At 76.1% G+C, this 19922-nt stretch carries 15 protein-coding genes and 1 riboswitch; of the genes, 7 read left to right on the top strand and 8 right to left on the bottom strand.

Going from position 1 to position 19922, the window contains the following annotated elements:
* Nucleotides 1–277 precede the first annotated feature (277 nt).
* A riboswitch (cobalamin riboswitch) is annotated at nt 278–392 on the top strand.
* Between the two features lie 90 nt (nt 393–482).
* The 5 genes from ATL31_RS14500 to ATL31_RS14480 are packed head-to-tail and all read left to right on the top strand — an operon-like array spanning nt 483 to nt 6853.
* On the top strand, nt 483–2651 hold the full coding sequence (locus tag ATL31_RS14500) for a prenyltransferase/squalene oxidase repeat-containing protein (protein WP_101396476.1): 2169 nt from the start codon (nt 483–485) through the stop codon (nt 2649–2651).
* 12 nt (nt 2652–2663) lie between these two features.
* Nucleotides 2664–3788 carry an energy-coupling factor transporter transmembrane component T gene (locus tag ATL31_RS14495; protein WP_101396474.1) on the top strand — a complete coding sequence of 375 codons (1125 nt, stop codon included), beginning with the start codon at nt 2664–2666 and terminating at the stop codon, nt 3786–3788.
* Entirely contained in the window at nt 3781–5427 is a 1647-nt protein-coding gene (locus ATL31_RS14490) for an ABC transporter ATP-binding protein (protein WP_245862513.1), read from the top strand. Before ATL31_RS14495 ends, ATL31_RS14490 begins: the two co-directional genes overlap by 8 nt.
* Nucleotides 5424–6317 carry an ECF transporter S component gene (locus tag ATL31_RS14485; protein ID WP_101396472.1) on the top strand — a complete coding sequence of 298 codons (894 nt, stop codon included), beginning with the start codon at nt 5424–5426 and terminating at the stop codon, nt 6315–6317. The genes ATL31_RS14490 and ATL31_RS14485 overlap by 4 nt, the downstream gene beginning before the upstream one ends.
* Complete coding sequence (locus ATL31_RS14480) at nt 6314–6853, top strand: NUDIX hydrolase family protein (protein ID WP_101396471.1); 540 nt, start codon at nt 6314–6316, stop codon at nt 6851–6853. Before ATL31_RS14485 ends, ATL31_RS14480 begins: the two co-directional genes overlap by 4 nt.
* A 61-nt stretch (nt 6854–6914) precedes the next feature.
* Here the strand turns inward: ATL31_RS14480 and ATL31_RS14475 are convergent, their stop codons facing one another.
* The 3 genes from ATL31_RS14475 to eccCa are packed head-to-tail and all read right to left on the bottom strand — an operon-like array spanning nt 6915 to nt 12387.
* On the bottom strand, nt 6915–7592 hold the full coding sequence (locus ATL31_RS14475) for an O-methyltransferase (RefSeq protein WP_101396470.1): 678 nt from the start codon (nt 7590–7592) through the stop codon (nt 6915–6917).
* Between the two features lie 40 nt (nt 7593–7632).
* Complete coding sequence (locus ATL31_RS14470; protein WP_101396467.1) at nt 7633–8385, bottom strand: lysophospholipid acyltransferase family protein; 753 nt, start codon at nt 8383–8385, stop codon at nt 7633–7635.
* A gap of 15 nt (nt 8386–8400) precedes the next feature.
* Nucleotides 8401–12387, bottom strand: coding sequence for a type VII secretion protein EccCa (gene eccCa / locus ATL31_RS14465; protein ID WP_101396465.1), 3987 nt, complete (start codon nt 12385–12387; stop codon nt 8401–8403).
* Nucleotides 12388–12517: 130 nt separating this feature from the next.
* Between eccCa and ATL31_RS14460 the strand changes: the two genes are divergently transcribed.
* Nucleotides 12518–14101, top strand: coding sequence for a hypothetical protein (locus ATL31_RS14460; protein WP_143598404.1), 1584 nt, complete (start codon nt 12518–12520; stop codon nt 14099–14101).
* A gap of 27 nt (nt 14102–14128) precedes the next feature.
* Here ATL31_RS14460 and ATL31_RS14455 read toward each other — a convergent pair whose 3' ends face one another.
* From ATL31_RS14455 to ATL31_RS14435, 5 genes are all read right to left on the bottom strand, one after another.
* The gene (locus tag ATL31_RS14455; protein ID WP_101396461.1) at nt 14129–15490 is read right to left on the bottom strand and encodes a WXG100 family type VII secretion target; all 1362 of its coding nucleotides are present in this window, start codon (nt 15488–15490) and stop codon (nt 14129–14131) included.
* Nucleotides 15490–17040, bottom strand: coding sequence for a S8 family peptidase (locus ATL31_RS14450; RefSeq protein ID WP_101396459.1), 1551 nt, complete (start codon nt 17038–17040; stop codon nt 15490–15492). The genes ATL31_RS14455 and ATL31_RS14450 overlap by 1 nt, the downstream gene beginning before the upstream one ends.
* The gene (locus ATL31_RS14445; protein WP_101396457.1) at nt 17033–17614 is read right to left on the bottom strand and encodes a hypothetical protein; all 582 of its coding nucleotides are present in this window, start codon (nt 17612–17614) and stop codon (nt 17033–17035) included. Before ATL31_RS14445 ends, ATL31_RS14450 begins: the two co-directional genes overlap by 8 nt.
* A 109-nt stretch (nt 17615–17723) precedes the next feature.
* On the bottom strand, nt 17724–18017 hold the full coding sequence (locus ATL31_RS14440; protein WP_101396455.1) for a WXG100 family type VII secretion target: 294 nt from the start codon (nt 18015–18017) through the stop codon (nt 17724–17726).
* A gap of 19 nt (nt 18018–18036) precedes the next feature.
* A complete protein-coding gene (locus tag ATL31_RS14435; RefSeq protein ID WP_101396453.1) occupies nt 18037–18351 on the bottom strand; it encodes a WXG100 family type VII secretion target in 315 nt (104 codons plus the stop codon).
* A gap of 235 nt (nt 18352–18586) precedes the next feature.
* Here ATL31_RS14435 and ATL31_RS14430 point away from each other — a divergent pair, with 235 nt between their 5' ends.
* Nucleotides 18587–19921, top strand: coding sequence for an EsaB/YukD family protein (locus ATL31_RS14430; RefSeq protein ID WP_101396451.1), 1335 nt, complete (start codon nt 18587–18589; stop codon nt 19919–19921).
* Nucleotide 19922: the final 1 nt, after the last annotated feature.

Genomic DNA, 19922 nt, shown 5'->3' with positions numbered 1-19922 from the left:
GACTCGTGGGGACGAGGACGACGGCTCCCGACCACCGGCCGGGGCACCACCGCGGTACCACCTCGCTTGCCACCCGGGGGCAGCCGCTCTTGCACCAGGTCGTGACGTGACCCCGACGTCCGGGTCTAGTGAGGACCGGCCCGAGGACCGTTCCCGTTCTTCCGGAGGCTCGCCGCTGATGACGGCTCGAACGCCTGTGGACCCACTCTAGCGGCGGCGGCCGCCTGGTACCGACCGAGTTCCGGAGGGGGTAGCATCACCGGCGTCGCCCTCACGGGCGGCACCACACGCACTTGGTGGGGGAAGCCGGTCCAACTCCGGCACTGTCCCGCAGCCGTAGGCCGCCCCTCGGGGTGGCGAGTCGGAATGCCTGCCAGGCGCGAGCGGCTCCACACACCCGTCGAGGAATGCGGGACGGAGCCCGAGATGCCGGGTCTCCCGGTGGTTCGGGCATTCGTCACGAACCGCTGCAGGAAGGCCCCATGTCCCCCACCACGCTCCGCCCCGGCGCTCGCGCGCTCGGTGCTCTGCTCGTGTCCGCCGCCCTCGTCGGCGCCTCGTCGGCGGCGTTCGCCGACGTCGCGCCGGACGCCTCGGGCACCCCCACCACCTCCGCGTCGCCCTCGGTCAGCCCGACCGAGACCTCTCCCGGACCCAGCGCCACGGCCTCGCCGTCGCCGAGCGCGACAGCGACGCCCAGCGCGACGGCGACCCCGAGCGCCACCGCGACACCCACGCCCACCTCGTCGAGCTCGAGCGCCGACGCCGCTGCGGGCCTGGTCCCCGGCGGCACCTCCGCCCGCTACGGCATCGCCGCGGCCGCGGGCCCGGCGACCTCGACCGACCCGGTGCTGGTCGGTGCCGACTACCTCGAGCGCGAGCTGGTCACCACGAAGTACACCCTCCCGATCGTCTTCGGCGGCGTCGAGTACCCGCAGTACGGGCTCGTCGCCGACGCCGTGCTCGCCCTCGACGCGGCCGGCACCGGGCAGGACGCCGCGGCCGTGGCCACCCGGACCCTCGCCGACCACCTCGTCGACTACCTCGGCTTCGGCGACGCCACCGAGGTGCCGGCCGGCCCGTTGGCCAAGCTGCTCAACGTGGCCGTCGCGCAGGGGGTCGACCCCACCGCCTTCGGGGGCACCGACCTCGTGGCGACCCTGCAGGGCCTCGAGCAGCCCACCGGGCGCTTCTCCGACCGGTCACAGTACGGCGACAACTCCAACACCTTCGGGCAGTCGTTCGCGCTCATCGGCCTCACCCGCGCCGGCGTCGGCGTCAGCCCCCAGGCGCGCGCCTACCTCGTGGCGCAGCAGTGCCCGGGTGGCGGCTTCCAGCTGTACGAGACCGACGCGGGCTGCACGAGCGACACCGCCGCCGACCCAGACGCCACCGCGATGGCCGTGCAGGCGCTCCTGGTGGTGGGGGGTCAGGCCGCCGCGGCGTCGGCCGGGCTCGACTACCTCGCCGGTCTCCAGGACGCCTCCGGTGGTGTCCCCGGCGCCGGCCTCACGGCCACGCTGAACGCCAACAGCACCGGCCTCGCCGGCCAGGCCTTCCTCGCCGGTGGCCGCACCGCCCAGGCGCGCGCGGCCGTCCGCTACCTCACCACCCTCCAGTACGGCTGCGCCCTGCCCGCGGTGCTCCGCGGCGGCATCGCGTACGACAGCGCCGCCTACCAGACCCAGGTCACGAAGGGTGCCGGGGCGGTGACCACCGACCAGGACCGGCGCTCGACGTCGCAGGGCCTCCTCGCCCTCGCGGGTGTCCCCCTCGGGGCGGTGACGGCCGCCGGGGCCGAGGCGCAGGCGCCCAGCCTGGCCTGCGCCGCCGCGGCGGCGGGCCTGGCCACGGCCGGGCTCGTCGCCGCGGCGGTCCCGGCGGCGGCCGCCGCGTGCTCGGGCACCAGCGGGGTGACGGTCGTCGTCGACACCGGTTCGTCGGTGGTCACGGCCTGCGCGCCCGGCGACCCGTCGAGCGGGTTGCAGGCCCTGAGCCTGGCCGGGTTCGGCGTCACCCAGGTGCAGACCCAGCCGGGGTTCGTGTGCCGGATCAACGACTTCCCCGGCAGCGACCCGTGCCACAGCACTCCCCCGGCCACCGCCTACTGGGCCTACTACCACGCGGCCCGCGGAGGCTCGTGGAGCTACAGCAGCACCGGGGCGGGAAGCTACGACCCCCAGCCGGGCACTGTCCAGGGCTGGCGCTTCGGGTCGGGCCAGCAGCCGAGGATCGCCCCGCCCGCCCCCAGCGCCACCACGTCGACGCCCAGGACCACGTCGACGCCGCGCACCACCACCGCCGCGCCCAAGCCCGCGTCCAGCCCCCGCCGGACGCCCACCGCACCCCGGGCGACCAACGGCTCGACGGCGGCGGGCACCACCCCCGCCACCCCCGAAGCACGCCCCAGCACCGCCCCGTCGGGGTCGGCCACGGCCACCCCCAGCCCGTCGGCCTCCGCCTCCGGGCCCGCCTCAGGGAGCCCGTCGCCGACCGACGACGCGACACCGACCGACGGCCCCACGCCCGTGGCGTCGGCCCCCACGAGCGGCGACGCCGAGCCGGGCGGCGTCCCGCTGCTGGCGGGCGGTGCCCTCATCGCGCTGGTCGCGGGGGGCGCCGGCTGGACCGTCTGGCGACGGCGCGGCTGAGATGATGCCTCGGTGAGCCGCCTCGTGCCCCGCACCGTCCATCCGGCGGCGTGGTGGGGCTGGGCGGTCGGGCTCGCCGTGGCGGTCAGCAGCACGACCAACCCCCTGCTGCTGCTCCTCGGGCTGTCGGTGGCGGGGTTCGTCGTGGCCGCTCGGCGAGGCACGTCGCCCTGGGCGCGGGCCTTCCGGTTCTACCTCTACCTGGGGGCCGCGATCATCGTGCTCCGCCTCGTGCTGCACGTGCTGGTCGGGCTCAAGCTCGGCACCGTGCGGCTGTTCCCGCTGCCGGAGGCGACCCTGCCGTCGTGGGCGGCGGGCATCCAGCTCGGCGGTGACGTCTACCTCGAGGGGCTGCTCGGCGCGGCCACCCTCGGCCTGCGGCTGGCCGTCATCATCGCCTGCATCGGCGCCGCCAACGCCCTGGCCAACCCCAAGCGGCTGCTCCGCACCCTCCCGAGCGCGCTGCACGAGGTCGGCGCGGCCGTCGTGGTGTCGGTCTCGGTCGCGCCCGAGCTGGCCGAGTCAGTGCAGCGCGTGCACCGGGCCCGGCAGCTGCGCGGCGACACCGCGCGCGGGCTGCGGGCCCTGCCCTCGGTGGCCCTGCCGGTGCTCGAGGACACTCTCGAGCGCTCGCTGCTGCTGGCCGCCGCCATGGACTCGCGCGGCTACGGCCGCACCCCCACCGCCCCGGCCGGCCAGCGGGTCGGCACCGGCATTCTCACCCTCGGCGGCCTGCTGGCGTGCGCGGTCGGGCTCTACGGCGTGCTCGACGCCACGATCCCGGCCGTGATGGGAACCCCCACCCTGGGGCTCGGCCTGCTGCTGTCGGCGGCCGGTCTGTGGCTCGGCGGCCGGCACGTCGAGCGCACCACGTACCGCCCCGACCCGTGGCGCGGCGCCGAGTGGCTGACGCTCGGATGCGGGGCGGTGGCGGCGGCCGCCGTCGTGGTCGTGTCGCGCACCACCCCGGATGCCCTCTCGATGCCCCTCTCACCGCTGGGCGTGCCGGCGCTGCCGCTGCTCGCCGTGGGCGGGCTGCTGGTGGCGGCGCTGCCGGGGCTCCTCACCCCGGAGCCGCCCCGCCCCGCGTCCCGCCGCCCGGTGCGCGGCGCCCGGGAGGTCTTGGTCCGTGGCTGACCCCGCGATCGTCCTCACCGGCGTCGGCGTCGTGCCCACCGACGGCTCGGTCCCCTTGCTGCGCGACGTCGACCTCGTGGTCGAGGAGGGCGAGCTGGCCCTGGTCGTCGGGCGCACCGGCTCGGGCAAGTCGACCCTGCTCGGCGTGATGTGCGGGCGGGTCCCGCACTTCACCGGCGGCACCCTGCGCGGCCGGGCCGTGGTGGCCGGCCGCGACACCCGCACGCACCGGCCCCGCGACCTCGCGGACGTCGTCGGCGTCGTCGGCCAGGACCCGCTGGCGGGCTTCGTCACCGACACCGTCGAGGAGGAGCTCGCCTACGGGATGGAGCAGCTCGGCCTGCCGACCGCCACCATGCGCAAGCGGGTCGAGGAGACCCTCGACCTGCTCGGCATCCCCGAGCTGCGCGGGGTGCCGCTGCGCGAGCTCTCGGGCGGGCAGCAGCAGCGCGTGGCCATCGGGTCGGTGCTCACCGCCCACCCCAGCGTCATCCTGCTCGACGAGCCCACCTCGGCCCTGGACCCCACCGGCGCCGAGGAGGTGCTGGCCACCATCACCCGGCTGGTGCACGACCTCGGGGTCACCGTGGTCGTCGCCGAGCACCGCGTCGAGCGGGTGCTGCACCACGCCGACCGCGTCGTGCACGTCGCACCGGGCGGCACCGTGCACGACGGGCTGCCGGCCGAGGTCATGCTCACCAGCGACATCGCGCCGCCCGTGGTCGAGCTCGGCCGGTGGGCCGGGTGGTCGCCACTGCCGCTGTCGGTGCGCGACGCCCGGCGCGCCGCGGGCGACCTGCGCGAGCGCCTGCACGGCTCGCCGGCCGGAGCACCCCCGGATGCTCCGGCCCTCGGGCCGGCGGTGCTGCGCGCCGCGGGCGCCGTGGTGCGCCATCCCGGTGACGTCATCGCCGTGGCGGGCGTCGACCTCGAGCTGCGCGCCGGCGAGGTCACCGCCCTGATGGGCCGCAACGGCTCGGGCAAGTCCTCGCTGCTGTGGGCCCTCCAGGGCAGCGGGCGGCTCGCGGCCGGGCGGGTCGAGGTCATCGGGCCCGGCGGCACGGCGGTCGACCCGGCGTCGCTCTCCCCCGCCGCGCGCCGCGCCCGGGTCGGGCTGGTGCCGCAGACCGCCGGCGACCTGCTCTACCTCGACACGGTGGGCGGCGAGTGCGCCCAGTCCGACCGCGAGAGCGGCGCCCCGGCGGGCACCTGCGCCGGCCTGCTCGAACGCCTGGCCCCCGGCATCCCGGCCGACCGTCATCCCCGCGACCTGTCCGAGGGCCAGCGCCTCGCCCTGGTCCTCGCGGTCCAGCTCACCGCCGACCCGCCGGTGCTGCTGCTCGACGAGCCCACCCGCGGCCTCGACCCGACCGCCAAGGCCGTCCTCAGCACCACGCTGCGCGACCTCGCCGCCCGGGGTCGTTCGGTGGTGGTCTCGACCCACGACGTCGAGTTCGTCGCCGAGTGCGCCGACCGGGTCGTGGTCATGGCCACCGGCGAAGTCGTGGCCGACGGGCCGACGGCCGACGTCGTGGTCTCCTCCCCCGCGTTCGCCCCGCAGGTGTCCAAGGTGCTCGGCGGCCCCTGGCTCACCGTGGCCGACGTCCGCGACGCCGCACCCGCGCCGGTGCGGTCGTGAGCCCCCGGGCGGCGGCGGCCACGGCCGGCGAGCGGGTCACCGCCATCGCGCTGCGCCCGCGCTCGGCGGCGGCCGTCGCGCTCGTCAGCCTGGCCGGCGTCGTGGCCTTCGGATGGCCGCTGCTGGTGAGCCCCGGCTCCGGGCTGTCGCACTCCGCCGACGCGCCACTGGTCTTCGCGCTCGTGCTGCCGCTGCTGCTCGCCGTCGTCCTGGCCGAGATCGCCGAGGGCGGGATGGACGTCAAGGCGGTCGCCATGCTCGGCGTGCTGTCCGCGGTCGGTGCGGCGCTGCGCCCGCTCGGGGCCGGTACGGCCGGGCTCGAGACGGTGTTCTTCCTGCTGGTCCTGGGCGGGCGGGTGTTCGGGGCCGGCTTCGGGTTCGTCCAGGGCGCGGTCACTCTGTTCGCGTCGGCCCTCATCACCGGCGGGGTCGGGCCGTGGCTGCCGTTCCAGATGCTCGGGGCGGCCTGGGTCGGCTGGGGCGCCGGGCTGCTGCCACGGGCCCGAGGGCGGCGCGAGGTCGCGCTGCTCGCCGGCTACGGGGCGGTGGCCGGGCTCGCCTACGGGATGGTGATGAACCTGTCGTTCTGGCCGTTCTCCACCGGGGCGGCGACCGGTCTGTCGTTCGTGGCCGGTGCGCCGCTGCTCGAGAACCTGCACCGGTTCGTCGTGTTCAGCCTGGCGACCAGCCTCGGCTGGGACCTCGGGCGGGCGGTGACCAACGTCGTGCTCATCTCGCTCACGGCCCGCCCGGTGCTCGGGGCCCTGCGACGGGCGGCCCGGCGCGCGGCCTTCGACGCGCCGGTGGGCTTCGACGACGCCCCGGATGCCCGGGCCGCGGCGCGTCCCCCGGAGGCGGCCCCGGGGCACTTGGCACAATCGCCTCCATGAACCCCCTCGAGCTCGACCGCGACCCTGCCTGGCTGAGCCGGGAGGAGCTCGACGCGGCGCGCGAGAAGCTGCCGATCCTCTACGTCGACGCCGTGCCGGTGCGGGTCGACGACCGTGGGGAGGTCACCGCGGTCGGGGTGCTGCTGCGCCTGGACGCCGACGGGCGGGTCTGCCGCGAGCTGGTGTCGGGCCGGGTGCTGCACCACGAGCGGGTGCGCGACGCGCTGCTGCGGCACATCGAGAAGGACCTCGGGCCGGTGGCGCTGCCCCGCGTGCCGGTGGCCCCGCAGCCGTTCACCGTGGCCGAGTACTTCCCGACCCCGGGCGTCACCCCGTTCCACGACCCCCGCCAGCACGCGGTGTCGCTGGCGTTCGTCGTACCGGTGGCCGGCGACTGCGCCCCCCAGAACGACGCGCTCGACCTCACCTGGCTCACCCCGCAGCAGGCGCTCGACCCCGGCATCCAGGCCGAGATGGACCGCGGCCACGGAGTGCTGCTGCGCCAGGCGCTGGCGCACCTGGGCCACAGCGTCTGACGGCGCGCGTCCCGCCCGGGTGGGGGCGAGCCGGGTCGGCGCTCCACCCGGGACGCCCGGCTCAGGTGGTGCGCACCGCCAGCTCCAGCCCGTCGGGCATCGGCAGGGTCATCGTGGTGAACCCGTTCGCGGGGTCGTCGAGGAACCCGAACAGCGCCGCATAGTCCTCGCGCCGGGCCACCGTGTTGTCGGCGACGAGGAAGCCGCCCACCGGGATCCGCGGCGCCACGAGCGCGAGGGTCGCCGCGACCATCGGCACCCAGATGTCGAGCAACAGCAGGTCGACCGGCCCGTCGTCGGGTCGCAGCGTCTCGCGCAGGTCGCCCTCGCGCAGGTCGACCACGTCGGCCAGGCCCGCCTCCTCGAGGTTGGCCCGGGCCTGCGCCACCTTGCCCGGCTCACGCTCGGTGCCGACGACCACCCCGCCGCCGTTGTCGCGCACGGCGGCCGCCAGGTACAGCGTCGACACCCCGTACGACGTCCCGGCCTCGACCACCCGGCGGGCGCCCCGCATCCGGCAGAGCAGGTAGCAGAGCTCGGCCTTCTCGCGGTCCAGCGCCACGTACTTGTCGGCCCAGAACGCGCGCCCGGCCTCGAGCCGCGCCTCGCTGCCGGTCGTGGTCCCCCGACCCTCGCCCGCCAGCCAGCGCCGGTTCTCGTCCTCCTGGGCCGCGCTCGCGGCGTGCAGCCGGTCGAGCGTCGCGCGCAGCCGGGCGTCCTCGCGCAGCGAGTTGGTCACCGCACACCCCCCGCCGGGCCGGCCCCGCCGCGCACCGCGCTCAGCCGGTGAACTTGTCGCGGGTGCGGCGCATGTCGGCCTGGTCCTGGGCCTCGGCCTCCTCGAGCGTGGGCGCGGTGCCGCCGAGCCGGGCCGGCAGCCAGCGCCGGTCGTCGCCGGTGAGCGGCGGGTAGGCCGCCTGCTGCACGTCGAGCTGGGCCTGCATCGCCGCCTTGACCCGCTCGGTGGCCGCGGCCACGTCGTCGCGCCGGCCCACCACGATGGGCTCGCCGACGGTGATGAACACCGGGATGCGCCCGAAACCGCGGTTCTTCGGCAGGTCCTTGGTCCACACCCGGTGCCCGCCCCAGATCGTCGTCGGCAGGATGGGCACGCCGGCGACCTGGGCCATCTTGACGGCGCCGGGCTTGAAGTCGCGCAGCTCGAACGAGCGCGACATGGTGGCCTCGGGGAAGACCCCGACGATCTCGCCGTCCTTCAGGGCCCGGATGGCGTCCTTGAACGCCTGCCCGCCGCTGGCCCGGTCGACCGGGATGTGCCGCATGCCGCGCATCATCGGGCCCGACACCGGGTGCACGAAGATGGACTTCTTGGCCATGAACCGCACATAGCGCCCGTGCTTGCGCGGGGGCAGCCCGGCGTACATGAAGTCGAGGTAGGAGGTGTGGTTGATCGCCATCACCGCTCCCCCGACCCGCGGCACGTTCTCCTCGCCGACGATCGTGAACTTCGTGCCCTGCGCGAAGAACAGCGTGCGCGCGGCCCCGATGACGCTCCGGTAGAACGGCTCCATGGCGCCAGCCTAGGGTCAGCCGAGGCGCGGCGGCTGCCAGGCCGTCTGGAACACCTGGTCGCCGAGGTCGCGCGAGATGATCCGGGCCCGGCCGGGCGGCTGCTGCGAGGGCTTGACCCGCCCGATGAGCATCCCCTCGTCGGGGTTGCCCGACAGCAGGATGCCCGGCGCCCCGAGGTCGCGGATCGACTGCATCACCGGCTCGAACATCCCGCGGGAGGCGCCACCGGCGCGCCGTGTGATGACCAGGTGCAGGCCCACGTCGCCGGCCTGGGCGAGCAGCGGCACCAGCGGGCGCAGCGGCGACCCGGACGAGGTGACCACCAGGTCGTAGTCGTCGACCAGGAAGAACACCTCGGCGCCGGACCACCACGAGCGGGCGCGCAGCTGCTCGGGCGTGACGTCGGGCCCGGGCAGTCGGGTCCGCAGGAACTCGGTGATGCCCTCGACCGCCGCGACCGTCTGCTCCTGGGTCGTGAGGTACTCGCCGACGTGGCCCTCGGGCAGCTCGCCGAGCAGGCCGCGGCGGTAGTCGACGACGAAGAGCTTGGCCTCCTGCGGCGTGTGCAGGCGGGCGATCTCGTGGGCCACCGTGCGCAGGAACCCGGTCTTGCCGCTGTCGCCGTCGCCGAGCAGGTACAGGTGCGGGTCCTCGGCGAGGTCGATGGCCAGCGGCGCCAGGGCCGCCTCGTCGATGCCGAGCAGGAGGCGGCGCTCGTCGGGGCCGGCCAGCTCGCGGACGGCGTCGAGGGTGATCTCCTCGGGCAGCAGCCGCAGCTTCGGGCCTCGCGGGCCGGTCCAGGCGGCGTTGACCCGGGCGACCAGGTCCTCGACCCCGTCGCCGAGGTCGTCGACCGCGCCACTGTCGTCGATGCGCGGGACGGCACCCAGGAAGTGGTGCCTGGCCATGGTCAGGCCCCGCCCGGGCCGGCCCTTCGGGACGTTGGCCGCGACCTTGCGGTCGACCTCGGAGTCGGTGGGGTCGCCGAGCCGCAGCTCGACGCGGGTGCCGAGCACGTCGCGGATCTGGTTGCGGAAGTCCATCCAGCGCGAGGTCGTGACGACCACGTGCACGCCGAAGGTCAGGCCGCGGCCGGCGAGCTCCATGATCTGCTGCTCGAGCTCGTCGAACTCGGCACGCAGCGTGGGCCAGCCGTCGACCACGAGGAACACGTCGCCGTAGCCGTCGTCGACCAGGCCCTGGGCCCGGCGGCGCCGGTAGGTCTCGATGGAGTCGACGCCCTGGGCGCGGAAGTAGCTCTCACGGGCGTCGACGATGCCGCGGATCTCGGCGACCAGACGGCGCACGACCTCGGGCTCGCTGCGGTTGGCCACCCCGGCCACGTGGGCGAGCTTCGCCAGCGGCGTGAAGGTCCCGCCGCCGAAGTCGAGCACGTAGACCTGGCTCTCCTTCGGGGTCGTCGTCAGCGCGATGGCCGCGACGACGGTCCGCGCGAAGGTGCTGCGCCCGGCGCGCGGGCCGCCGACGACGGCGACGTGGCCGGCCGCGCCGCCGAGCGAGAGCACGAACAGCTCGCGGCGCTGCTCGAGCGGGCGGTCGACGATGCCGACCGGCAGCACGTAGTCGCCGCGGGCCCGCCAGGCCTTGCTGACCAGCCCCAGCTCGGGGTCGGGCGCGAGGTCGCGCAGTAGCTGGTCCATCGAGTTGGGGACGTCGAGCGGCGGCAGCCACACCTGGTGCGCGGGGCGCCCCTTGCCCCGCATCCGCTCGACGGCGATGTCGAAGACCGCGCGCTCGTCGCCCCTCTCGGGCCGCTCCTGGGGGGTGGGCTCGGGGGCGGCGGTGCGCCGCCCGGCCGTGACCGGGGCGAGCGTGAAGGGCAGGATCTCGGCCGAGCCGGTGGCCCCGCCCTCGACCACGCCGCCGCGGCGGCGCCGGCCCTTCGGGGGCCCGGACACGTAGGCGGCCTTGAACTTGGTGAGCGTGGTCTGGTCGGGCTTGAGGTAGCCCAGGCCCGGCACCGGCGGCAGCTCGTAGGCGTCGGGGACGCCGATGACGGTGCGCGACTCGCCGGCCGAGAAGGTCCGCAGGCCGATCCGGTAGGACAGGTGCGACTCGAGCCCGCGCAGTCGCCCCTCCTCCAGGCGCTGCGACGACAGCAGCAGGTGCATCGAGAGCGAGCGGCCCAGGCGCCCGATGGCCACGAACAGGTCGGCGAACTCGGGCTTGGCGGCGAGCAGCTCGGAGAACTCGTCGGCCACGATGAGCAGCGCCGGCAGCGGCTCGAGGTCGGCGCCGGCCGCCCGCGCCCGCTCGTAGTCGGTGACGTTGGCGAAGTTGCCGGCCGCGCGCAGGAGCTCCTGGCGGCGGGTCATCTCGCCCTGGAGGGCGTCCTGCATGCGCTCGACGAGCGTGAGCTCCTGGCCGAGGTTGGTGATGACGGCCGAGACGTGCGGCAGGTCGGCCATCCCCGCGAAGGTGGCCCCGCCCTTGAAGTCGACCAGCACGAAGTTCAGCGCCTCGGACGAGTGCGTCATCGCGAGCGCCAGCACCAGGGTGCGCAGCAGCTCCGACTTGCCCGAGCCCGTGGCGCCGATGACCAGCCCGTGCGGGCCCATCCCCTGCTGGGCCGACTCCTTGATGTCGAGGGCGACCGGCTGGCCCGACTCGTCGACCCCGATGGGCACCCGGAGCCGGTCACGCTGGAGGCGCGGGCGCCACGCGGTCTCGACGTCGAAGTCGCGCACGTCGCCGGTGCCGAGCAGGTCGACGAGCTCGGTGGCGGCCGACAGCGCGTCGCGGGCCTCCGGCTCGTCGGCGGTGTAGCGCGGGGCCAGGCGGCGGGCGGCCGCCTCGGCGCGGATGGTCGACACCTGGTCGGCCACGCCGTGCGCCACCCCCCGCGCGAGGCTGATGATCTCGAGCGGTGCGGTGCCGGCCCGCGGCCCCGACGCGGTCACCGCCCCCACGGCCAGGCGCAGCGTGGTGGGCGTTGCGAGCTCGCCCCACTGCTCGGGCAGGTCGATGACGGTGACGCCGAGGACGCCGTCGTCGGTGACGACCGGGTTGCCGGGCGGCACGTGGCCGCCGTCGACGACCAGCAGGACGTGCGGCAGGGCCGGGCGGTCGGACGGGCCGAAGCGCGGGCGTTCGACGATCTCGTGGGGCAGCAGCGGCAGCAGGTCGTGCACCGACTCGCCGACCAGGCGCACCGGCCCGACGGCGTCGCGCTCGCGGGGGCTGAGGGCGTGCGGGAGCCACTTGAGCCACTCCCACTCGGCGCGGGCCTCGCGCGAGACGAGCGCGGCGATGACGAGGTCCTCGGGGGCGTGCTGCATCGCGGCCGAGAGCACGACCGAGCGGGCCAGCGAACGCGCGGGGTCGGCGTCGCCGGTGACCTCGATGCGCGGCCAGGCGCGCAGGGCGGCCGAGGCCGGCAGGCCGGGCTGGACGCTGTGGGTCGACAGCAGGCGGTGCAGCCCCGAGGCGGCCACCGGGTCGAGCTGGGCCAGGGGCGCGGTCTCGGGCGGCTCGAGCTCGAGGCAGAGCGGCTGGGCGGTGGTGCCCATCCGGACCTGGAGGAAGTCGGCGTCGGAGGGCTGGCGCTCCCACACCCGGCTGCCCTCGGCCGCGATGACGGGCAGGGCCGCGGGGTCGGGGAAGTCCCAGAGGGCGGCCTCGCGCTGGCGGGAGGCCGCGTCCCGGATGGTCTCGCGGACCTCGGCCAGGTAGGCGAGGTACTCGCGGCGGGCGGCCAGCACCCCGGCCGCGTGCTGCTGGCGCTGGCGCAGACCGCTGGCGAGGACGAAGCCGACGGAGGCGACGAGGAACATCCCGGCCGTGAAGTAGGCGCGCGGCCCGCTCTGCGAGAGGGCTACGAAGCCGATCGAGCCCAGCGAGCCCAGCATCGGGACGGCCTGCATCAGCATGCCGCTGGCCCCCTCGGACGGGGTGATCTCGGGCGGGGGCTGGAGGACCAGCCGCCCGGTCGGCACCTCCGGCGCCTTCTCGCGGCCGCCGGCGCGCGCAGCCACCGTCATCGTCGGATCCTCCCCATTGTCCTGTGTGTCGACCTCCAGGTGGGCCCCACGCTACCCGTGGATACTGTTCCTCGCGGGCGATGCCCGACACCGGCCGGTACGCAGGAGGGGGGAGGACGGGATGGACGGGATGGACGGACCGACCCAACAGCTGACCCTCGTCGCCGACGAGCGTCGCTACGACCTCGTCGTGCCCGTGGGGACCCGCGTCACCGAGGTCCTGGCCGTCCTCGGCATCTCCTCCAGCGCCACGCCCAGCTCGGTGGCGACGGCCGCGGGCCACGTCTACGGCCCCCAGGACCGCATCGGCGAGGACCTGCCCACCGGCGCCGTGCTCACCGTCGTGCGCACCACCACCCACCGGCTGCACCGCGGCGTCGTGAGCCTCGACCGCTCCTCCTCGGCCCCCGGGGCGCGGACGTCGGCCCCGGCGTGGGCCGGCGGCTCGCGCTCCCCGCGACCCGCCGACGACGAGCCCGGGGTGTCGCTCGTCGACGAGTCCACCCGGCGCCGTGACGACACCGACGACGACGCCACGGTCAGCCGGGCCGCGCTGCACGCCGGACGACGGCGGGGCCGCGGCCCGCGCCCCGGGCGCTCGCGCCCGGCCCGCGCCCTCGGCGGCGACACCGTGCCCGCGGTGGTGGCCGGCACGTCGCTGGTCAGCCTGGTCGCGGGGGTCCTGGCCGCGGCCGAGCCGGCCGGCGCGAGCGGGGCCCTGCTCGACTCGGTGCCCGTGCGCTGGGGGGCCGCCGCGGTGCTCCTCGTCGCCGCCGTGGTCGCCGCCCTCCTCACCACGGCGCGCCGCCCGGGCACCGGGGTGGTGCGGCTCGTCGGGGTCCCCGCCCTGGCGGTCTCGGCCGGCCTGGTCGCGCCGCTGCACGACTCCCCCGCCCGCGTCGGCGTCACCATCGCCCTGGCCGCGGCTCTCGGCGCCGTGGTGATGGCCCTGGCCTCCTCCGACGGCTCCACCGCCGACCGCGCCGAGCGCACCGCCATGGCCTGCCTCGGCGGCGTGGCCGTCGTCGTGGCCGCCTCGGTGATGTGGGGGCGCCCGCTCGCGGCCGCCGCCGCCGTCCTGCTGGGCCTGGCCCCGGTCGTCATCCGCGCCCTGCCCAGCGCCAGCCTCGACGTCGACCCCACCCAGCTCGTCGACACCGACCGGCTCTCGACCACCGTCTGGTCGGTGCGCGAGCGGCACGCCGGTCGGCGGCGCCGGGTCACCGGGCTCGACGTGCGCGGCCGGGTCGCGGCGGCCCGCTCGGTCGTGTCGGTGGGGACGGCCTACCTGGCGCTGCTCGCCGCCGGGGCCGGCTGGGTCCTGGCGCTCACGCCGCCCCTGTCGACCATCGCGCCCTGGGCGCGCTGGCTGGCACCGGTCGTCGGGGCGCTGGCCTTCGGCTACCAGGCCCGCCACGTGCGCGACCGGCTCGCGCGCTTCGCGATGCTGGCCGCCGCGGCCTCGCTCACGGCGAGCGCCAGCGTGGCGGTGGTGGGCTGGGACGGCGGCTGGTTGTGGCCGGTCGTGGCGGCCGCCCTCGTGCTGGGGGTGGTCGCCGTGGTGGCCGCCGTCGCGCTGGCCGGCGGCTGGGCCTCGCCCCGGATGTCGCGGCTGGCCGACCGGCTCGAGGCCCTGGCCGTGGTCCTGGTGCTGCCGTGCGCGGTGCTGGCCGCCGGGACGGTCGAAGCACTGCGGCGCCTCACCTCGGGGTGAGACGCCGCGGCCGACGACGGGTGAGGCTCATCGCCACACGGGCGGCGTCGCGTCGTCCCCGCCCTCGAACCAGGTCTCCTCGTCCTCGTGGGTGAGGGAGTCGACGTCCTCGGGGCGCTGCTCGTCCTTGCCCTTGCCGCGACCGCCGGCTCCCCCGCCGGCTCCGACGCCGCGGCCGCCGCGCCCGGCCTCGCCGAGCTTGGGGACGCCGTAGCGCCCACCGGTCTTCGCTCCGCGGATGCCGCCGCTGCGACCGCCACGCCCGGCGCCCTGGCCGCCGGCCCCCACGGCCCCGCGGCCGCCCGTGCCCACCGCACCCCGGGCCCCGCTGCCCGTCGCGCCGCGCCCGGCGGCGCCGGTGCTACCGGCCACGACCGGGCCCGAGCGACCGGCGGCCCCCAGGCCGCCTCGGCCCAGGGCGCGCCCCAGCATCCCGACGCCGCCGGTGAGCAGGCCGCCGGCGGTCATCGCGCCCGCGCCCCCGAGGCCGGGACCGGACGCGGAACCGCCGCCCGACGCCGTACCGGCCCAGCCGGTGCTGCCGGGGCCGCCCGCGACGGTGCTGCCGGTGGTGGGGCCGTCGAGCTCGGGACCGCGCGGGTCGGGGTCGGTCGGTCCCGGGCAGCCGATGGAGACGGGCGGGTCGACCACGGGTGGGTGGTGGATGACGACCGGCGGCTGCTGCTGGGGTGGCGGCGTGGTCTCGGGGTGGTGGACGCCGACCAGGGTGCCGTTCGGCGGCGTGTACGACCCCCCGCTCGGCGTGCTCCCGCCCCCACCGCCGGGAGGAGTGCCGCCCCCGCCGCCGGAGGTCGGGTCGATCATCACGCTGTCCTGCGGCGCCTCGACCGGCATCTGCTTGGCGGCCGAGCCCATGTCGGCGTTGAACGTCGCCAGCACCTGCTGGGCGGCCGCCTCGCGCTCGGCCTTCTTCGCGTCGACCGCGGCCTCGTAGCCGGTGACGTTGAACGTGCCGCCGCCGGACGGCTGGTACTGCGTGCGGTCGACGTCGGTCGAGATGGAGCGCACCTGGGCCGAGTACGCGGCCATCGCGGTGCTGCCCGCGGTGGCGGCGTCCTGGAGGCCCTTCTTGATGTCCTCGATCTCGCCGGCCCGGCTGTCGAGGGCCTTGGCCAGCTCGTGGAGGGTGCCGTACGCGGCGGTGGCGGCGGGGCCCTCCCACGGCGGGTCGGCGCCCTGGAGCTTGGTGATGACGCCGCGGACCTCGGCGGCCAGACCCCTGACCCCGTCGGCGGTCTTGCCCCAGTCGGTGGCGGTGTCGCTGACGATGTAGGTCTGGAACCCGTAGATCCTGTGCAGCATCCGCTCGTGCGGACCGGCGTCGTCGGGCAGTGCTGGGGTGTAGCCCCCCTCGTCGGGAATGACCATCAGTACTTCCTCCCATCGGCGCTCGTGGCGCCCCGGCTCTGGTGTGCTGCGGTGTCGTCGGTGGGGACCGCGAGGTCCCCGGGGTCGGTGGGGGGCCCCACGGTGGCGGGGTCGGCCGTGGTCGTCGCGACCGCTCGGGCCCGCCCGCGGAGCACGAACGCGGCCGCGCCGGCGACCAGGACGACCGCCCCCACCAGGAGCAGGACCAGCGCTCCGGGGCCCGAGCCGCCGGGGGTGTCGTCGACCGCCGGGGCCGCCGCCGTGGACGGCGACGGCGAGGGCGAAGGCGAGGCGGAGGCGGAGGGGGTGGCGCTCGCGGCGGTCGAGGAGGCGGCAGCGGTGGCCGCGGCGATGGCCTCGGGCGACGGGCCGTTGACCACGTCGTCGGTGCGCACGAACGGGTTGGCGGTGGGCAGCGTCGTGGGGTCGACCTCCACGGCGTCGGCCGGGTCGAAGACGCCCCAGCCGTAGGCGGGGTTCTTGGCCGTGACCTGCGGCAGGCCCGTGCCGACCCGGCGGAACCAGGTGCGGTAGCCCGACCCGTCGTCCTTGGCCCGCAGCCCCACGTTCTGCCGGACGGCCTGCAGGACCTGGCCGGCCGAGGCCTGCGGGTGCGCCGACCAGAGCGCCGCGATGCCGCCGCTGACGAGGGCGGTGGCGACGGAGGCGCCGGACCCGACGGTGGTGCTCCGCCACCCCGAGCCGTCGTCGGCGCCCGCCATCACGTCCTCGCCCGGGGCGGCCAGCCCGATGGCGCGGTCGCCGGTGACCGAGAAGTCGGTGGTGCGGGCGTCCTGGCCGACCGGGTTGACCAGCACGACGCCGTTGCCGAGCCCCGGCCACTGCACCCGGCCCTTGCCGTTGCCCGTGCCCGCCACGACGATCGCGCCCTCGCGGTACGCCGTGAGCAGGCCGTCCTCGATCTCCTGGCCGAAGCCGGTGACGAGGCTGAGGTTGATGACGTCGGCGCCGTCGCGGGCGGCCCGGGCGATCGAGAGGCCCAGGGCCTTCTCGACGTCGTCGGTGGTGCGGAAGTCGACGCCGCACGCCTTGCGGTCGGCGTCCTCCGGGTCGTCGTAGAGGACGGCGTAGTGCCGGATGGTGGCGTCGGGGGCGATACCGCGGATGCCGCGACCGCCGGGGCCGGTGCCCTTGCCGGTGCCGGCGATCAGCGCGGCCATGCTGGTGGCGTGCTGGGCCTCCGGGCCCCGCCCGGTCGAGGACCGCAGGACGTCGGTGCTCCGGGTCGGGTCGAGGCACAGCGTGCTGGACGAGGCGACCTTGCCGGCCAGGTCGGGCACGTCGGGCTCGATGGGGCCGTCGATCACGGCCACCGTCATCCCCCGACCGGTGCCGGCGGCGTGCAGCTCGTCGACGCCCATGGCGCCCCACCACCACTCGCCGGGCAGCGGGGCGACGGCCGCGGGCAGGGCCCCGAGAGCCGCTGCGGCGTGCGGCGCGGCGTGCGCACCGGAGGGCGCCCCGAGGAGGCCGGCGGCGACACACGCCGCGACCGCCCCGAGGAGCCGCTTCCGGGCGCCGTCAGCCATTCGCCGGGGACCCCCCGGTCGTCATCGTGTCGTCCGCCGGCGGCGTGCCCCCGGCGGACGTGGCCGGGCCGGGGCCGGTGGGCCCGGCCTCCGTGGTGACGGTCGTGTCGGTGGGCCCGGCGCCGGGCTGGCCCTCGAGACGTTGCATCGCCTGGGCGCCCTCCCGCACGGGCTCCTGCTGCTCGGCCTGGTCGTGCTGCTGGGCGCTGGTGAAGCCGCTGCCGTCACCCCACTGGGCGTTGAGCTGCTGGAAGGTGTCGGCGCTGGCCTCGTCGCGCTGGCGGATCTCGGCGCCGGCCCGGGCCAGGGCGGCGCCGGCGGCCTCGAGGTCGGTGCGGATGCCCTGGAGCGTGGCCTCGTAGACGTGCTGGGCGGCGCGGTACACGGCCGCGAAGTCCTGGGCGGCCGGGATCTGCCCGAAGCTCTGGCTGGAGGTCAGCGAGTTCTGCACGCGCTTGACCTCCTGGTGCGCCGAGGTGGACCAGTCGGTCTCGTACGTCCTGCCCAGGGTCTCGACGACCGGCGGGTACTCCACCGTCCGGCCGTGGCCCGCGGGTCCGTCAGGGGTGCTCATGTCGGGTCCTCCTCGGTCGTGCTCGTCGGGGGGCGCCGGGCCCCGTCACGCCGGTCGTGCCGGCACCCGACCCGGGTGCCGGCACGAGGCGTCGTGCGTGCGGGGCGGTTCAGCCCCACATGTTGGTGTTGCGCAGCTCGCCGTTGAGGTAGTCCTCCTTGGACGAGATGACCGCGGTGCGGACGTCCTCGAGCAGGAGGCGGCACTCCTCGATCTGCTTGTCCCAGTCGGCCTGCGCCTGGCGGTAGGCCGCGCGGGCCGAACCGTCCCACTGCTCCACGTAGGGGCTGAGGTCGTTCTTCATGTCACCCAGGCGCCGCTCGAGCGCCCCGAGGCCCGTCTTCATGTCCTGGACGAGGTTGTCGATGCCGGCCCCGCCGACCTTGATGCCGTCACCACTCATGATCGTTCCCTTCCTTCGCTCAGTTGCCGAGCATGCTGGAGTACTTGCTGAGGTTCGAGGCCGCACTGGCGTCGTCGGCGTCGTACTGACGCTGCGTGCCGGTGAGGTTGGCCTCGAAGGTGTCGAGCACGTCGACGATGTCCTGCGTCTGCGTCTTCCAGGCCTCGCTGACCTGCTGGAAGCTCTGCGCCCCCTGGCCCTCCCAGTGCGCCTTGACGGCCTCCATCTGCGTCCGGAGGTCCATGACCTGCTTGCGCAGGTCCCCCCGAGCGACGGAGACGATGTCGGCACTGGCCTTGACGACGCCGGCGCCTGCCCTGAACTGGTCACCCATGATGTGTCCTTCCCTTGTGCGACGTCCTGATGTGCCGCAGCCGATTTCACTGACCCCCTGAAAGGGCTGGTGTCCTGCGGACCGGGTCCCCAAGGCCCTTGTCCCGCCCTCGACACTACGGTGCCATGGGGATGCGGCCAATGGGGAGAACTCCCCGAAGGTCGGCCCTCTATGCTCGGAAGCCGTCGGTCCCGCGCCACCTCCGTGGCGCCCGTCGGAGGGGAAGCAGATCACCGTGAGCCAGACCAGCGCCGCCGCCGCGTCCCTCGTGCGCGTGTCGGTGTCCTCGGGGACCCGGCGCGCCGATCTCGGTGTGCCGGGCGGGATTCCGGTGGTCGAGATCGTCCCCGAGCTCGCCCGCGAGCTGGGCGTGCTCGACAGCGCCCAGGCCTCGCACGGCTTCCGCCTGGTGGCCGGCGGGGGCACCGTCGTCGACCCCGACCGCAGCCTCGCCGCCCAGGGGATCGCCGACGGCACCATGCTCTCGCTCGAGGTGGTCGACCCCAGCACCGACAAGGTCTACGACGACGTCGTCGAGGCCGTCGCCGACGTGGTCGAGACCCAGTTCGCCCCCTGGACGGCCCGGCACAGCGCCGGCACCGCGGTCGGGGCGGCCACCGTGTTCTTCCTCTGCGCCGCCTGGGCGCTGTTCACCGCCCGCGACTCCGGCGCCCTCGTGGCCGCCGTCGCCGGGGCCGTGGCCGTCCTGCTGGTCGGCGCCGCCGCCGTCCTCGGCGCGCGCACCCAGAGCGCCGGTGCGCTGGCCCTCGCGCTCACCGCGCTGGCCTTCGCCGCCACCTCGGGCAGCGCGGTCGCCGCGGGCGACGACCTGTGGGGCCGGGACCTGCTGTGGGTGGGGCTGTTCGTCGCCGTGGTCGGGCTGCTCGGCGCGCTCGCGGTCCCCCAGCACCGGCTGGTGCTCGCGGCGGGTGCGGTGGTGGGCGTCGTGGCGGCCGCGGTCGGGGTGGTCACGGGCGTGCTCGGGGTGGCCATGCCCACCACCTGCGTGGTGGTGTTCGTGCTGGCCGTCGTCCTCGGCAACGTCCTCCCCTGGCTGGGGCTGTCGTCCAGCCGCCTGTCGACCCACGCGCCCCGCACCGAGGCCGAGATCGACGCCGCCGTCCCCGAGATCGACCGCGCCCAGGTGCGCGCCCAGGTCACGCGCGGCCACGACGTGATGGTCGCGACCTCGCTCGCCACCGGCGGCGCCGCCCTGCTGGTCACCCCGCAGCTGGCCGCCTCGGGGGTGTGGGGCACGGCGCTGGTCGCCGCCGGCTGCGTCGCCACCCTGCTCCGCACCCGCCACAGCCGCACCCGCACCGCCGTCGTGCTGGCCATGACCACCGGCATCGTGGGGGTGGCGCTGGCTGCCGTGGTCGCGGCCCTCGCCCATCCGGCGTGGCGGCCCGCCCTGGCCGTGCTGCTGGGGACCACCGGCGCCGTCGTCGTGGCGCTGGCCGTCCTGGCGCCGCGCACCCGGGTCCGGCTGGGGCGGGTCGCCGACGCGCTCGACGGCGTCGCGCTGGTCGCGCTGGTGCCGCTCGGAGCCGCTGCCATCGGGGTCCTCTGAG

Source organism: Phycicoccus duodecadis (assembly GCF_002846495.1).
Taxonomy (GTDB): Bacteria; Actinomycetota; Actinomycetes; order Actinomycetales; family Dermatophilaceae; genus Phycicoccus; species Phycicoccus duodecadis.
This window is presented reverse-complemented; position numbering and strand designations above follow the sequence as displayed.